Below are 13780 nucleotides of genomic sequence, written 5' to 3'. Positions count from 1 at the left end.
GGCCTCCGGCGCGTTCCCTTGTGGACGCCATACAGGATTTTCATGACCCGAACCCGTACCTCCGATCGTCCCCGCCCGCAGTCCGACGCCCAGACTTCCCCCCGCGACCGCAGCCTGCACGACAGCCCGCGCGCCGCGCGCCCTGAAGCGTCTGGTCGCCCGGCCCCGTTGGCCGACTGGCACACGCTGCTCGGCGACCGCACGCCCACGCCGGTGCAGGCCGGGGCCATTCCAGCGCTGCTCTCCGGACGCGACGTGATCACCACCGCGCGCACCGGCAGCGGCAAGACCCTGGCCTTCCTGATTCCCGCCGCCGCCCGCGGCATCGGCATGTCGGCCGTGCGCGGCATGCGCCCGGAAGTGCTGGTCGTCACGCCGACCCGGGAACTGGCCGTGCAGATCCGCGACGTGGCCCGCGAACTGGGCATGACCGCCGGGCGCATCACCGGGGGCATCACGCCCGGGCAGACCCGCAGCGAGGCCACGGGCAAGGGCCTGATTTCCGGCACGCCGGGCCGTCTCAAGGACCTGATTGCCCGCCGGGAACTCAGCCTCGCCGGACTGCGCTACGTGGTGCTCGATGAAGCCGACGAGCTGCTGTCGCTGGGCTTTCTGAGGGACGTGGGCGACATTCTGCGCTCGGCCCAGAGTCAGGTGGGCCAGAAGATCCAGATTGCCATGGCCTCGGCCACCTTTCCAGCCGAGATCCGCAGCGTGGCCCAGCAGTTCATGGTCAATCCCGAGCGCATCGACATCGCCCCCGCTTCACGCGCCGAGAACACCAACCCCGACGACATCCTGGGCGGCGCGACCGGCGCGACCCACCTGCTGGTCCACACCACCCGCGAGGACGTGCTGGACGTGGCTGCCGAGCAGACCCGCGAGGCACTGCGCGAGCCGGGCGGCTGCGTGGTGATCTTCTCGCGCACCAAATCGCTGGTCAAGCGGCGTGCCGAGCGTCTGGAAACCCTGCTGCCCGGCGAGATCATCAGCCCCCTGCAAGGCAACATGGACCAGAAAAAGCGCGAGCGGACCATGGCCCTGCTGCGCGACGGCAAATCGCGGATTCTGGTCGCCACCGACATCGCTGGGCGCGGCATTGACCTGCCCGAGGTGCGCCTCGTGATCCACATGGACGTGGCGCAGACCGCCGAGGACCACGTTCACCGTTCGGGCCGTACCGCGCGCGCAGGCCGTCCGGGCGTGAACCTGGTGCTGCTGATTCCCGAGCAGCGCGGCCTGTGGCAGACCGTGCGCCGCAACCTGCCGCCCGCGCTGCATCCGCCGCTGACGACCCAGGAGGGTCAGGTGGACCGGGCCATCCAGGAAAAACAGGGCCGGGGCTCCGGCAACGGCCTGATGCCGGGTGAGGGTGCGGGTCGCGGGCAGGGAACCCGGGGCCAGGGCCGCGCTCAGGGGCAGGGCCGGGGCCAGCAGCCCCGCGGCGCCCACGGTTCGTCCGGACAGGGCGGGCACTCGGACCGGGGAGGCAATGGGAGCCGGGGTACGTCGGGCCAGGGCGGTCAGAACAGCTCCGGCCAGCGCCGTTCGGAATCTGGGGCGGGCACGGGTGCCGGGCGCGTCGGTCCCCAGCGGGCGCGGGGCCGGGGCGGGCGCAGCTGAGCGGCGGACCCGAGAGTTGAGGGGGGCGGACCTGAAGGTGGGTCCGTCTCCTCTCTTTTGTGGGTCGTGGTCGGTGCGGCGGCGCACTGAGCTGTGCCGCTGAGCTGTGAGCTGTGCCGCCCGCGGCCCGGCTGACGCCCTGGGGCCGCTGCCCCCCGGCTTAGTTCGGGCGGTCCGGTCCCTGTCCCGTGTTCTTGCCCTTTTCTTCGGCACGCCGGCGCAGTTCGCTGGCGAGGTCGGTGAAATCCTGCGCGCTGGGCAGGACCCGCCGGGACTGCTGCTTGGCCTCCTGAATCACCTTGACGCGCTCCTGGCGGGTGTCGGGCAGTCCCAGCTGCTTGCGCTCGAAATAGTTCTGCGCCACCCGGCCCAGCGCAAACGTCCAGCCGTACACGGCGGGCGCGGTGATGATTCCGCCGATGAGCGGCAGCGCCATCTTGGCCAGGCCGCGCATCACCTGCCGCGCCGCCAGACCGTAGGCCACGGTCACGCCGAGCTCCTGCACGATCTCGCGGGCGCGCTCGGGGGTGATGTCAAAGCCGTAGATCTTGCCGATGTGCAGCACCATCTTGGCCTGCAGCGGGGTGATCACCAGGATGTCGGCGAAGGGGATGGGCTCTACCGCCACTGCGCCGCAGAGCAGGGCGGCACCCTTGACCACCTCATCGACATTTTCCTGGGGCGTGAGCTCCGCATCAACATCGAAATTGAAATTGTCCAGCACCTGCTTGACGAGCGGAGGCAACATGGGGCGAGTTTACCCTGAGCCCCCACCCCTGCGTGAGGTGCGCGGTGCCCAAGTATTCACCGAAGACTTCAGCGGGTCTGGTTCAGCGGGGCCTGGGTGCGCCTCGCCCCGGCCGGGCGCTCAGCGCCGCCAGCGCGGGCCGTCCTTGGTGTCCTCCACGGTCACGCCCACCCCACCCAGGGTGTCGCGCAGTTCATCGGCCTCGGCGTACTGCTTGTTCAGGCGGTAGTTCTGCCGGGCCTTCAGGACCAGGTCCATCAGCGCGGCGATCACCTGGGTCTCGTCCTGCTGTTCGGCGGCGCCGCCCTCGAACAGGCCGAGCACATTTCCGCCCAGCTCGCGGTAGGCGTCCCGTGCGCGCTGCAGCGTGGTCCGGCCCACCGTGCCCGCCGCCAGCGCCGTGTTCAGGTCACCGGTCAGCCCGAACAGTGCGGCCAGCGCCCGGGGGGTGTTGAAGTCGTCGCGCATGGCGTCCTCGAAAGTCTGGACATGCGCCCCGATCTTGCCCTCCAGCGCGTCGTCGTGCCCGACGGGTGCGTCGTTCAGGCGGCGCTCGACCTCGTGCAGCGCCTCGCTGAGCCGGCGGTAGCCGCTGCGGGCGCTCTCGAAGGCCGCCTCGCTGAATTCGGTGATCGAGCGGTAATGACTCGACACCAGCAGGAAGCGCACCACCATCGGGTCATGCTCGGCCAGCACGTCCGCGATGGTCGTGAAGTTGCCCTTGCTCTTGCTCATCTTCTCGCCGCCGATGGTCAGCATGTTGTTGTGCATCCAGTACCGCGCAAAGGCGTGGCCCGCCGCCTCGGCCTGCGCGATCTCGGCCTCGTGGTGGGGAAACTGAAGGTCCAGGCCGCCGCCGTGGATGTCGAAGCCCTCGCCCAGGTACTTCAGGCTCATGGCGCTGCATTCGATGTGCCACCCCGGAAAGCCCACCCCCCACGGAGACGGCCAGCGCATGATGTGGCCGTGCTCCGCGCGTTTCCACAGCGCAAAATCACGCGGATCGCGCTTGTCGCCGCGCACCGCCTCGCGGGTGCCCTCCTCCTGGTCGTCAAGGTTGCGGCCCGAGAGCTTGCCGTAGCCGGGCCAGCTGCGCACATCGAAATAGACATTCCCGCCGACCTCGTAGGCGTGGCCGCGCTCGATCAGTTCCTCGATCAGGGCGATCTGCTCGGTGATGTGCCCGGTGGCGCGAGGGTTGATGCTGGGTTTCAGGACGTTCAGCGCGCCCATGTCGGCCATGAACGACCAGAAATACTTGTCGGCCACCTCCATGGGCTCCAGGCGTTCCAGCGCCGCCCGCCGGGCGATCTTGTCCTCGCCGTCGTCGCTGTCGTCTTGCAGGTGGCCCACATCGGTGATGTTCGCCACGTAGCGCACCGCGTAGCCAAAGTGCATGAAGGTGCGCCGGATCACGTCGAAGGCCACCTCCTTCTTGGCGTGGCCCAGGTGGGCGTCGCTGTAGACCGTCGGCCCGCACAGATACATGCCCACATGCCCCGGCGTTCCGGGCACAAACGGCACCTTGCCGCGCTGCATGGTGTCGTACAGGACGATGTTCTGGTCGGGCTGGGCATGCTGGAAGGGGGAGGAAACGGTCACGGCGGCTCCTTGCGGCACCTGGGGTGCGGGGTCAGCGGGTGGGGGAGGGCAAACCATAAAAAAATCCGCGCCACATCACGGGGGCGCGGACGGCAGACGGCGGGCGCTGCTTTACCGCAGGGAAAGGCAACACGGCGTCTTCATGGCTTCACTGTAGCAGATGTGCTGTGGAGAGCAGATGTGCTGTGGGGCGCTGGCGCAGTGCAGGCCGCGGGCGGCAAACAAAAAAAGGCAACGTCCCATTCCGGAGTTGCTGGTCCATCCCGTCTGAATTTTCAAACCCCATGTTCTTCCGCACGCCGGTCTTCGGTACACCATCCTTCTCAGCGCGGGGGGACGGCGCTCAGGCTGGCCCGTAGGGGGGTTGGGAAGGTCCGGAGAGCACACGCTCAATGAACACCCGGATCAGGTGCGGTTCAAAGGCCGTCCCGGCATGTTGCCGCAGGTAGTCGGCGGCTTCTTCCATGGACCAGGCAGGCCGGTAGGGGCGATCTGACACCAGGGCGTCGTAAACATCAACCACCTTCAGCACGCGCGCCAGCAGGGGGATGGATTCTCCCATCAGGCCCATCGGGTAGCCTTCGCCGTCCCAGCGCTCGTGGTGGTGCATGATGCCGCCCAGAATCTCCGCGTCTACCTGTGGCGCGCTGTATGCCAGCCGGTAACCGATGGCCGGGTGCTGCTGGATGATCAGCATTTCCTGAACGTTCAGGGTGCCGGGCTTCTCCAGAATCTTCTGGTCAAGGGCCGATTTGCCGATGTCGTGCAGCAGGCCTGCCCACACCACCTGACGCCTCTCGTAGGGGGTCTGTGCGTGTCCCGCCTCGTGGGCGAGTCGCAAGGCGAGCAGCATAACCCGGTGCTCATGTCCACCAGGAGAGCGGCCGAGCAGACTCGTGAACCACGCCTCCGCCTCTTCAATAAAGTCCTGAATTTCCGGCGTGACAATCTGCCCGAGGTCTTCGGTGTCTGGCAGGAGATTCAGACCGAGTTGCCAGGGCATCTGGGGCATCATTCCAGGCCGGAGCAGGACAGGCGGCCCATCTGAAAGGACAGGGAGTCCATGCGGTTGGTGACCAGGGAGGTGCTGGCCGGACGCACGTTGGAGGTGCTCACGTGGCGCTGGGTCTGGGCGGTGTCCACCAGATGGGTGGAGGCGCTGGCCTGCCGGGCTTTGCGTGGGTAAGATGCAGTCATGATAATCGCCTTACTGGCCCGTCATGCTGGACTGGGCAGCGGGGGACTGAGGCGCACGCTCCAGACCGGGGCAGCCGATTTGGACGGCGCTGGCGGACGTGACCACCAGAGCGAAGAGGATGCTGATCAGGGCGCGCAGGTTCTTTTGCATGAAGCCATCTTAAGCAGGCGGGTGTGAAAAAGCGTGCGGGACGTGCAGCACAGCTTGAAGCAGATTTCGGGGCCGGAAATTACGAGGCCGTTTTAACAGCCCTGCAGGCCCAACCGGACCTCACTGCGGAGGAGATGACCTGGCTGGGCGTCTCGTTGCTGCGGACCAGCCAGTTTGCAAAGGCCGAGGAGCCGCTGGAACTGGCCATGGCCCTGGGCAACGATGAGGCAGCGGTGGAATACGGAAACCTGCTGCGGGCCACCGGGGAGAACAGGAAGGCGGCCGCGCATTTCCGTGACCTGCTGCCCACGCTCAAGGGTGAATTGTTGTTCCGTGCCCAGCGCTGGTACGGCGTGACTCTTCATCAGATGGGTGAGGAAGGGGCAATCAAGGCCATTGAAGAGGCGCGGCGCGGGTACCTTTCGCTGGGCAACAAGGTTGTGGCGGCACGTATTGCCCATACGCTGGCCTCGACCCATGCCCTGATGGGCGACATTTCTGCGGCAGTCAAGTTGCTGAACAGCGCCATTCCCACGCTGGAGCAGGACCGCAATCAGCGCCCGCTGCTGGCGGCCATCTATACGCTGGTTGATATTCATGTGGAGACTGGTCAGTTCGACGCAGCCACAGAGTCTCTTGAAAGGGCGAGTCTGGTGGCGCAGGAGATCAACGACGCCTATACCTCCTTGCATCTGGATGCCAGGAAAATCAACCTGATGCTCCTGAGCGGCAATTACGCGGGATTCTGTGAGCAGCTGCATGATCTGGCCGACCGCGGTGAACGTCTGCGGGAGTTCTATGTAACCGACTACGCCCTGAACCACCTCGCCAACCACTACAGCCGGGTGGGCGAACACGCCGAGGCGGTCCGGACGATGGGGCGGCTGCGGGCCCTGAATCCCGAACTGTCGCTGTACGGGCGCACCGTGCTGGCCATGATGGCCCTGCGGCGCGGTGACAGTGTGTCGGCGCTGCGGTTGCATCTGGAAGTCCGGGCCGAGGCCCTGCGGCGCGGGGCGTCCATAGACGCCACCCGCTCGCTGCTGCTGGCCGCGTACAGCGCGTACCGCATGAACGACCTGCCGCGCTGCACCGAGCTGCTCTCGGAGGCGCTTCAGGAGCTCGCCGGACAGCCGCGCTCCCAGTCGCAGGCCACCATTGCCCCGGATCTGCAGGAAATCGAGGAAATGCTCGCTTTTGCCCGCCTGAGCCCGGCGCTGGCGCCCCTGCTGGAAGCGGCGCTGGAAGACGCCTCCTTCCTGAGCGGCAGCGTGCGTGATGACCTGTTCACCACCGGCATGCGGCTGGAGATCATGACGCTGGGACAGGAGCTGGTGCTGCGTGACGGCATTCCCTGCACCATGCGCGCGCGCGGCAGCGTGGCCGTGATGGCCTGTCTGGCCCTGCACCCGCGCAGCACCCGTCAGGAGGTCATCAACCAGCTGTGGCCCGACCGCGATCCCAAGAAGGCCGCCGGCTATTTTCGCCAGTGCATCACCGATATTCGTGAGGCCATCGGCGCGGACGTGGTGCTGGTGGAGGGTGCCCATCAGGCTCCCGAATACCGGCTGAGCAGCAAGGCCAGCGTGATTCTGGACAGTCAGCGGGTCCTGCAACTGATTGCCAACGGGCAACTGCCCGCCGCTGTCGCGGCCTACAAGGGCGAATTTCTGCCCAGCATCCAGGACAGCGAATGGGTCGAGGAACACCGCATGATCCTGCAGCGCGCCCTGATCGGGTCACTGCGGGCCGAACTGCGCGCCTCGCAACTCGAGGGTCAGGGGCGGCGGGTGGTGCTGCTCGCCACGGCCATTCTGGGCATCGACCCCAGCGACACCGAGACCGAGGACCTGCGGCTGTCGGTGGCGCGGGAGGTGTCCAGTCCCTCAGAGATTGCCCGCTTCGAGGCCGAGCGGCACCGGCGCATGAACTGAGGAACGGCCGGGTCCACACGCCGGACCTTCAAGACACGCAAGACACGGCGACTCGGAACACTGCGCTCTCAGTACGCCGGCTCTCCGTCTGGAAAACACACCACCTCGGCGACGCCGCCCCCGTCCAGCCGGGCGATGAACCCCGCGTTGGGGCGGTAGGCCATGCCGCTGTCCATCGCCACGCACAGCCGGCCGGCATACGGCAGGGGCGCCCCCGCTCCGCGCACCCGACCGTGGCGCTGTTCGTCGATCAGCACGTGTACCGGGGTGTGGCCGTGGGCCAGATGGTCCCCGCCGAAGGTCCCGAGCATCCGGCGCACCGCCGTTTCCCCGCCGGCCAGACTGAAGGCCATGCGGGCGGCAAAGGCATTGAGAAAGTGCCCCCAGCTTTCGCTGTCGCGGCCTGCGAGCATGGCCCGGACCCGCGTGTTGACGGCTCCGACCGTATCTCCCAGCTTGAGATACATCAGGCTGTCGGCGTGGATCATCAGCCAGCTGTCCAGCACGGCCATCATGGGCAGACCGGTCATCCAGGCCAGGTCATCCGGGGACAGCAGGTGCAGGTCGCGCTCCTGCCCGCCGTTGCGCTGCCAGTACTGGCGAAATCCCAGACGGTCCTGAGGATCGTCGTGGCGAAACAGCAGCGTCGCGAGAAACATGACCTCGTGGTTGCCCAGCAGCGCCGTTACCTCACCGCCGCTGCGCCGCGCCTGTGCCTCCAGGCGGCGGATCAGGCCGATGACCTCCACCCCCTTCGTTCCCCGGTCCAGGTAATCGCCCAGAAACACCATCCGGGCGTCCCCCGCCGTCCAGTTGCCCTCAAAGTCAATCAGGCCCGCGCGCAGCAGGATGGCCCGCAGTTTGTCGTGCGCGCCGTGAATGTCGCCGACCACCCACAGGTCCCTCAAGAAACTGCTCCAGGACCCGCTGAAAGGGGAGGCTCCGGGTGGGCCAGGGAGAGTGCGCCCACGGGTCTACTCGTTTCCATCCTGTCCGGAGGTGGGCAGCGTCCGCAGTTTGGTCATGCGTTCGCTGAGGTCGTCCTGAATGCGGCGCACATTGCCCTCCAGGTTCGACCGGGCACCGTCGAGTTCATGACGCAGGCGCATGATCTCCTCGACCCCGGCCAGATTGACCCCGAGTTCCTGGGTCAGACGGCGGATCTCGCGCAGGTGCTCGATGTCCCGCTCGCTGTACAGCCGGGTCTTACCGCTGCTGCGTCCCGGATGAATCAGCTGCTTGCGCTCGTACAGCCGCAGGGTCTGCGGATGCATGTCCACCAACTCTGCCGCGATGGAGATCACGTACACCGGGCGGTCCTTGGGGTCGAGCTGTCCGCTGGAAGACGGCAGGGCGCGCGGCCGGGCCTGATCCCTCAGTTCGCCCTCAATGCGCTCGATCTCGGCCTCGAACTCGCCCTGCAGGTCATCGAGCTCATGCTGCAGGCGCATGACCTCCTCGACTCCGGCCAGATTGACCCCGAGTTCCTGGGTCAGGCGGCGGATCTCGCGCAGGTGCTCGATGTCCCGTTCGCTGTACAGGCGGGTCTTGCCGCTGCTGCGTCCCGGACGGATCAGCCCCTTGCGTTCATACAGCCGCAGGGTCTGCGGATGCATGTCCACCAGTTCTGCCGCCACCGAGATCACATACACGGGACGATGTTTAGAGTCGGAGGCCATAACTTAGCCTGAGTATACCGTAAGCAAGGTTGATGAGAAAGGTCATCTGTAGGCGTTGTGGGCCAGTCCTCCGGAAAGGTCCGGGCCGTGCGTCCTGTACGGCCGGACCGGGCATAAAAAAATGACCCCCCAAACGGAGGGTCACCCAACCAGGAAGGTTTAGAAGTAGAACTTCAGGCCGGCCTTGGCGGCGACGTTGAAGCCCTTGGCATTCGCGGCGGCGGTGTTGCTCAGGCCCGTGCCATACCCCTTGTTGCTCAGGTAGTAGCGGCCGTTGCCTTCCACGTAGGCGGCGATGCTGTCGGTGATGCGGAAGTCCAGACCCACCAGGCCGTTGACGTAGGTGTCCGTGGCGTTGGTGGTCGCGGTGCGCGACTTGCTGCTCGTCAGACCCAGACCCACGCCCACGTAGGGGTGCAGGTTGCCGGCCGAGATGTTGTAGGTGGCGTTCACATCGGCGTGAATCGCGTTATAGCCGGGCTGGTACTCGGCGGCCACACGGGCACCCACCGGACCAATCACGCTGGTCGAGCCGATCATGGCGCCGCCGGCGACGCAGTAGTTCACGTCCTTGGTGTTCTTGCTGGTCGTGCAGGGGCTGCTCTGGTCGGTGGTCTTGGCGCCGACGCTCACGCCGGCGTACAGGGTGCTGTTGTTCGCCATGGTCACGTCGGCCACGTTGGGCTCGCCGATGACCACGGTGGTTGCCGGAGCGGGGGTGGGGGCGGGGGTGGTCACGGTGGCGCTCGTTCCGGCGGGGCCGGCAGGGCCAGCGGGGCCGGCAGGACCAGCGGGGCCGGCAGGACCAGCGGGGCCGGCAGGACCAGCGGGGATGTTCTGCACGGCGGCTTCCAGCGCGTCGATGCGGGCGGTCAGCGCAGCGGTATCAGCGCCGGCAGTGTTGTCGCCCATCTCGTTGATCTTGGCTTCCAGCGCGTCGATGCGGGCCTGCTGCTCGGCGCTGAGCTTCTCGAGGTCGGTCACGCGGCCGGCGATGGCCGCCAGCTCGGTGCTGACTTCCTGCATGCCGTTGGCGATCACGGTCATGTCTTCCTGGCTCAGGTTGCAGGTGCTCAGCGCGCTGGTTTCCAGAAGACGGTAGAAAATCAGGGCAGCTTGGTAGCGCGTCAGGTTCTCGTTGCCACGGAAGGTGCCGTCGGGGAAGCCCTGGATCAGGCCGCACTGAACGATGCGGTCAACGGCGTCCTTGGCCCAGTGTCCGGCGGGCACGTCGCTCAGGGTGACCTGGGCGGGGGTGGTGGTCGAGGTCTGGGCGCCGGCGACGCCGAGGCTCAGGGCAAGGGTGGAAACGAGAATAAGTGATTTGCGCATGGGTTCTCCTTGGTCTGACAGGCCGGAAAAAATAGATTTCCTCCTGTTTCCTAACGTCACCGTAGGCACAAGCAGTGAGCGCTTTATGAAATTCGACCTCTGGGCCTTTGGGATTTTCATCTTGATTCGTTGCTCATCTTGCATTTGGTCTTGAAATGTGCTTGAAGTGAGAAATAATAGAGATTCGCATAATGCTGGTTTTCCGGGTGTGGCAAACATCAAATGGGTCGTATCATTCCTGTTTTCCCGCTGGAGCTGTCATGCTCCCTTCATGAGAGTTGTTTGACAGCAGAGTCGGGCGCGGAGCGGCGCAGCGTCCAGTCACCTGCTCGCACCACCCTCCGACCTGTTCCTGATCCATGGCCGTCCTTAGCCGGGCGAGGCCAAGCCGTATTTCCGCAAAGCAGGCGTACCCGTGCTTGCTTTCTGTCGCCACTGCACTGGCGTCCCGCAGGCCCCAGGAACGTGCTGGGTACGGCGGGGACGGCGCCGGAAGCAGGCCACCTCCGGGAAACGGGCAAGAACTCCGAACCCGGTGGCCGCGCCGTGTCAGAGTAGGGGGCATGACGCAGCTGGACGAAATGGAATTCGAGAACGTGCAGATTGACCGCCACGGCCCCATCGCCGTGCTCACCATCAACCGCCCCCGCGCGCTGAACGCCCTGAACGCCGAGACGCTGGGAGAAATCAGCGCGGCCGTGGACCTGATCATCGAGGACGCCGAGGTGGGCGCGCTGATCATCACCGGGAGCGGCGACCGCGCCTTCGTGGCCGGAGCGGACATTGCCGAGTTCAAGACGCTCGACGGCGTGTATGCGGGCCGCGAACTGTCGCTGGCCGGGCAGGACGTGATGCACCAGATTGCCACCTTGCCCATTCCGGTGATCGCCGCCGTGAATGGATTTGCGCTGGGCGGCGGCCTGGAACTCGCGCTGGCCTGCGACATCCGCGTGGCGTCCTCGCGCGCGAAGCTGGGGTTGCCCGAGGTCACGCTGGGGCTGCTGCCGGGCTTCGGCGGCACGCAGCGCCTCTCGCGCCTGATCGGGGCCGGGCGCGCACTGGACCTGATGCTGACCGCCCGGCAGGTCGGGGCCGAGGAAGCGCTGGGCATGGGACTGGTGAACTACGTCGCCGACGATGCCCTGAGCCGGGCGCGCGAGGTGGCCGAGCAGATCCTGAAGAACGCACCCATCGCGCTGTCGCTGGTCAAGGAAGCGGTGCGCCGGGGAATGGACACCAGCTTGGACGCCGGACTGGAGGTCGAGGCCGACCTGTTCGGTCTGCTCGTCGCGACCAAGGACTTCTCCGAGGGGGTGGACGCCTTCCTGAACAAGCGCCCCGCGGAGTTTCAGGGTGAGTAGGAATGGCTGAGGACGCCTACGATCCCCGCGACCCGGCGCGCCCGAAGCAGGCGGACAAGAAGTTTAAGCTCAGCGTGCAGGCGGGCAACGTGGAGGACGTGGAGGACTCGCGCGCCGAGCCGATGCTCTCGGCCGACCGGGTCGCCGCGCAGCAGCCGGCCGCGGCCACGTCCGTGCCGGGCAATGGCCGGGTCGTCGAGTTCACCACCCCCCGCTCCAAACTGATTCAGGAGGCCGACGCCGCCATCCGCGCAGATCTGGAGGGCTTTCCGCGGGCACTGGCCGCCTACACCGCCCTGAGCAGCGACCCCGAAGCGCTGGCCCACTGGGACATGGCGAACTACATCACCATGCGCAAGCTGGGCTACAACGACCACGGGCGGGTGCATTCCTTCATCACCGGGGCGGCCAGTCTGGCGATCACGGAACTGCTGCTGGAGGCCGGCATCAAGCCCGACCTGATGGAGTCGGGCATTGGTGACGCCGACGACGTGTACCTCACGGTGATCCTGGGAACCATGCTGCACGACATCGGCAACCAGATTCACCGCGTCTCGCACGAACAGCACGGCGTGACGCTGGCCCTGCCTATTCTGGACCGCATCATGGGACCGCTGTATTCGGACCCCTTCAAACGGGTCAAGGTCCGCTCTTTCATCCTGAGTTCCATCAACTGCCACGACCTGAATCCACCGCCGCTGACGCTGGAGGGCGGCATCACGGCGGTGGCCGACGGCACCGACATCACCAAGGGGAGGGGGCGCAAGGCCTTTTCGCTGGGCAGCGTGGACATCCACTCCATCAGCGCCCTGGCGGTCGATCAGGTGGTCATCGAGCGGGGACGCAACACCCCGGTGCTGATCAGCGTGACCATGAACAACTCAGGCGGCATCTTTCAGGTGGAGGAGGTGCTGGCTCCCAAGGTCATCCGCACTCCCATGCAGCCTTATGTGGAACTGCGCGCCGCCACCCGTCCGCACGGCGAGGAACAGATCCTCTCGCGCGTGCGGCTCTCGGGTGACCATTTCGTGATGGATCTGGAGAGTGGCGAACAGGTCGAGGTGGAGGTCGAGGACCGCCAGAAACAGGCGCAGGAGGCCGTGGCCGCCGCGCTGGATATTGGGGTGGAGCGCCGCTGAGCGGGCTTCCCTGACCCATTCCCGAACCCACTTCCGGGGTGCCCCCGCCCGACTACTTCTTGTTGCCGGGCAGGGGCGTGGTGCGCGCCGGGCCGCCGTCTACGCCCCCGCTGCGGGACGTGCCCTGGCCTCCTTGTTCCTCGCCGCTGAGGTCGCCTCCCGTCTCGCTGTTGGGTTCGCCCTGGCGGTCCTCGCCGTCCCAGTCGCCCCGAATGCCGTCCATGAACCCGGGCTGGTCGTTGGGGTTCGTGCGGTCGGCGCGGGTGTCCTGGCGCAGCACGTCCTCGGCCACCATCTTGTCCTGCAAGATCTCCGGGCTCGTGCCCTCGTCCTGCACCTCACCTTCGATTTCGCGGTCATCGTCATAACGGGTCATGTCGGGCAGCCTAGTCGCGTGCCGGGCGGCGGCGCTGAAGGGGCCCTTCACCAAACCCTGAGGGCCTGACCCGACAGCGGGGCAGGCGGCAGATATCGGACGATTTCTGAGGGCGGGCGACTCTATACTGGAATGTCTATGACTCAGGAACCCATCCCCATGACCCAGCGCGGCTACGACAAGCTGGCCGAGACCCTGCACCACCTCAAGACGGTGCGCCGCGAACAGATTTCGGACTACATGGGCACTGCCATCGCCGACGGTGACCTGCGGGAAAGCGCGGCCTACGACGAGGCCCGCATGCAGCAAAGCGAGAACGAGGCCCGCATTGTCGAGATTGAGAACCAACTGGAACGCGCCGTGATCGTGGAGGCCGATGCGAGCAAGGGTGCGGGGCTGGGCGCGAAGATCCGGGTCCGTGACGAGAAGGGAAACGAGCGCCAGTTTGAACTCGTCGGCACCTATGAGGTGGATGTTCCCAAGGGAAGGGTCAGCGACGCCAGCCCCATCGGTCAGGCCCTGGCCGGCAAGCGTGCGGGAGACACGGTCACCGTGCAGCTGCCCAAGGGCACGGCCAAGTTCGAGGTTCTGGCCGTCGACTACGACTGAGGCCTGAGGGGGACCGGACGATCGGGCAG

Annotated in this window: 14 protein-coding genes; 5 read left to right on the top strand and 9 right to left on the bottom strand. The window is 66.5% G+C overall.

Going from position 1 to position 13780, the window contains the following annotated elements:
* Positions 1-42 precede the first annotated feature (42 nt).
* Positions 43-1623, top strand: coding sequence for a DEAD/DEAH box helicase (locus IEY21_RS04565; RefSeq protein ID WP_188901841.1), 1581 nt, complete (start codon positions 43-45; stop codon positions 1621-1623).
* Positions 1624-1783: 160 nt separating this feature from the next.
* On the opposite strand, the gene IEY21_RS04560 is transcribed toward IEY21_RS04565, so the two are convergent.
* From IEY21_RS04560 to IEY21_RS04540, 5 genes are all read right to left on the bottom strand, one after another.
* Positions 1784-2371, bottom strand: coding sequence for a YcjF family protein (locus IEY21_RS04560; protein WP_188901839.1), 588 nt, complete (start codon positions 2369-2371; stop codon positions 1784-1786).
* A gap of 120 nt (positions 2372-2491) precedes the next feature.
* Positions 2492-3973 carry a cysteine--tRNA ligase gene (cysS, locus tag IEY21_RS04555; protein WP_268237775.1) on the bottom strand — a complete coding sequence of 494 codons (1482 nt, stop codon included), beginning with the start codon at positions 3971-3973 and terminating at the stop codon, positions 2492-2494.
* Between the two features lie 343 nt (positions 3974-4316).
* Positions 4317-4976 carry an HD-GYP domain-containing protein gene (locus IEY21_RS04550; RefSeq protein WP_188901838.1) on the bottom strand — a complete coding sequence of 220 codons (660 nt, stop codon included), beginning with the start codon at positions 4974-4976 and terminating at the stop codon, positions 4317-4319.
* 8 nt (positions 4977-4984) lie between these two features.
* Positions 4985-5170 carry a hypothetical protein gene (locus IEY21_RS04545; protein WP_188901836.1) on the bottom strand — a complete coding sequence of 62 codons (186 nt, stop codon included), beginning with the start codon at positions 5168-5170 and terminating at the stop codon, positions 4985-4987.
* Between the two features lie 10 nt (positions 5171-5180).
* Positions 5181-5321 carry a hypothetical protein gene (locus IEY21_RS04540; RefSeq protein ID WP_188901834.1) on the bottom strand — a complete coding sequence of 47 codons (141 nt, stop codon included), beginning with the start codon at positions 5319-5321 and terminating at the stop codon, positions 5181-5183.
* Between the two features lie 23 nt (positions 5322-5344).
* On the opposite strand from IEY21_RS04540, the gene IEY21_RS04535 reads away from it, so the two are divergent.
* The gene (locus IEY21_RS04535; RefSeq protein WP_188901832.1) at positions 5345-7255 is read left to right on the top strand and encodes an AfsR/SARP family transcriptional regulator; all 1911 of its coding nucleotides are present in this window, start codon (positions 5345-5347) and stop codon (positions 7253-7255) included.
* Positions 7256-7323: 68 nt separating this feature from the next.
* Here IEY21_RS04535 and IEY21_RS04530 read toward each other — a convergent pair whose 3' ends face one another.
* The 3 genes from IEY21_RS04530 to IEY21_RS04520 form a co-directional block, all read right to left on the bottom strand.
* Positions 7324-8163, bottom strand: coding sequence for a metallophosphoesterase (locus IEY21_RS04530; protein ID WP_188901830.1), 840 nt, complete (start codon positions 8161-8163; stop codon positions 7324-7326).
* A 66-nt stretch (positions 8164-8229) separates the two neighbouring features.
* Positions 8230-8934, bottom strand: a complete 705-nt coding sequence (gene hspR / locus IEY21_RS04525) for a heat shock protein transcriptional repressor HspR, fused homodimer type (protein WP_188901828.1) — start codon at positions 8932-8934, stop codon at positions 8230-8232.
* Positions 8935-9093: 159 nt separating this feature from the next.
* A complete protein-coding gene (locus IEY21_RS04520; RefSeq protein WP_188901826.1) occupies positions 9094-10266 on the bottom strand; it encodes an S-layer homology domain-containing protein in 1173 nt (390 codons plus the stop codon).
* A 563-nt stretch (positions 10267-10829) separates the two neighbouring features.
* On the opposite strand from IEY21_RS04520, the gene IEY21_RS04515 reads away from it, so the two are divergent.
* Together IEY21_RS04515 and IEY21_RS04510 are read left to right on the top strand one after the other, a co-directional pair.
* Entirely contained in the window at positions 10830-11627 is a 798-nt protein-coding gene (locus IEY21_RS04515; RefSeq protein ID WP_188901824.1) for an enoyl-CoA hydratase-related protein, read from the top strand.
* 2 nt (positions 11628-11629) lie between these two features.
* Positions 11630-12766 carry a phosphohydrolase gene (locus IEY21_RS04510; protein ID WP_188901822.1) on the top strand — a complete coding sequence of 379 codons (1137 nt, stop codon included), beginning with the start codon at positions 11630-11632 and terminating at the stop codon, positions 12764-12766.
* Positions 12767-12818: 52 nt separating this feature from the next.
* On the opposite strand, the gene IEY21_RS04505 is transcribed toward IEY21_RS04510, so the two are convergent.
* Positions 12819-13142, bottom strand: coding sequence for a hypothetical protein (locus IEY21_RS04505; protein ID WP_188901820.1), 324 nt, complete (start codon positions 13140-13142; stop codon positions 12819-12821).
* Positions 13143-13280: 138 nt separating this feature from the next.
* On the opposite strand from IEY21_RS04505, the gene IEY21_RS04500 reads away from it, so the two are divergent.
* Positions 13281-13751: a transcription elongation factor GreA gene (locus tag IEY21_RS04500; protein ID WP_188901818.1), complete on the top strand. Its 471-nt coding sequence runs from the start codon at positions 13281-13283 to the stop codon at positions 13749-13751.
* Positions 13752-13780: the final 29 nt, after the last annotated feature.

It is taken from the genome of Deinococcus aerophilus (assembly GCF_014647075.1).
GTDB lineage: Bacteria > Deinococcota > Deinococci > Deinococcales > Deinococcaceae > Deinococcus > Deinococcus aerophilus.
The sequence above is the reverse complement of the archived record's forward strand: the minus strand, read 5'-3'. Positions and strand labels throughout refer to the sequence as shown.

What these genes read in the sequence shown, in the direction of transcription:
- IEY21_RS04565 (WP_188901841.1), top strand. Translation starts at nt 43, where the DNA reads ATGACCCGAACCCGTACCTCCGATCGTCCCCGCCCGCAGTCCGACGCC.
- IEY21_RS04560 (WP_188901839.1), bottom strand. Translation starts at nt 2,371, where the DNA reads ATGTTGCCTCCGCTCGTCAAGCAGGTGCTGGACAATTTCAATTTCGAT.
- IEY21_RS04550 (WP_188901838.1), bottom strand. Translation starts at nt 4,976, where the DNA reads ATGCCCTGGCAACTCGGTCTGAATCTCCTGCCAGACACCGAAGACCTC.
- IEY21_RS04545 (WP_188901836.1), bottom strand. Translation starts at nt 5,170, where the DNA reads ATGACTGCATCTTACCCACGCAAAGCCCGGCAGGCCAGCGCCTCCACC.
- IEY21_RS04540 (WP_188901834.1), bottom strand. Translation starts at nt 5,321, where the DNA reads ATGCAAAAGAACCTGCGCGCCCTGATCAGCATCCTCTTCGCTCTGGTG.
- hspR (WP_188901828.1), bottom strand. Translation starts at nt 8,934, where the DNA reads ATGGCCTCCGACTCTAAACATCGTCCCGTGTATGTGATCTCGGTGGCG.
- IEY21_RS04520 (WP_188901826.1), bottom strand. Translation starts at nt 10,266, where the DNA reads ATGCGCAAATCACTTATTCTCGTTTCCACCCTTGCCCTGAGCCTCGGC.
- IEY21_RS04515 (WP_188901824.1), top strand. Translation starts at nt 10,830, where the DNA reads ATGACGCAGCTGGACGAAATGGAATTCGAGAACGTGCAGATTGACCGC.
- IEY21_RS04510 (WP_188901822.1), top strand. Translation starts at nt 11,630, where the DNA reads ATGGCTGAGGACGCCTACGATCCCCGCGACCCGGCGCGCCCGAAGCAG.
- IEY21_RS04505 (WP_188901820.1), bottom strand. Translation starts at nt 13,142, where the DNA reads ATGACCCGTTATGACGATGACCGCGAAATCGAAGGTGAGGTGCAGGAC.
- IEY21_RS04500 (WP_188901818.1), top strand. Translation starts at nt 13,281, where the DNA reads ATGACTCAGGAACCCATCCCCATGACCCAGCGCGGCTACGACAAGCTG.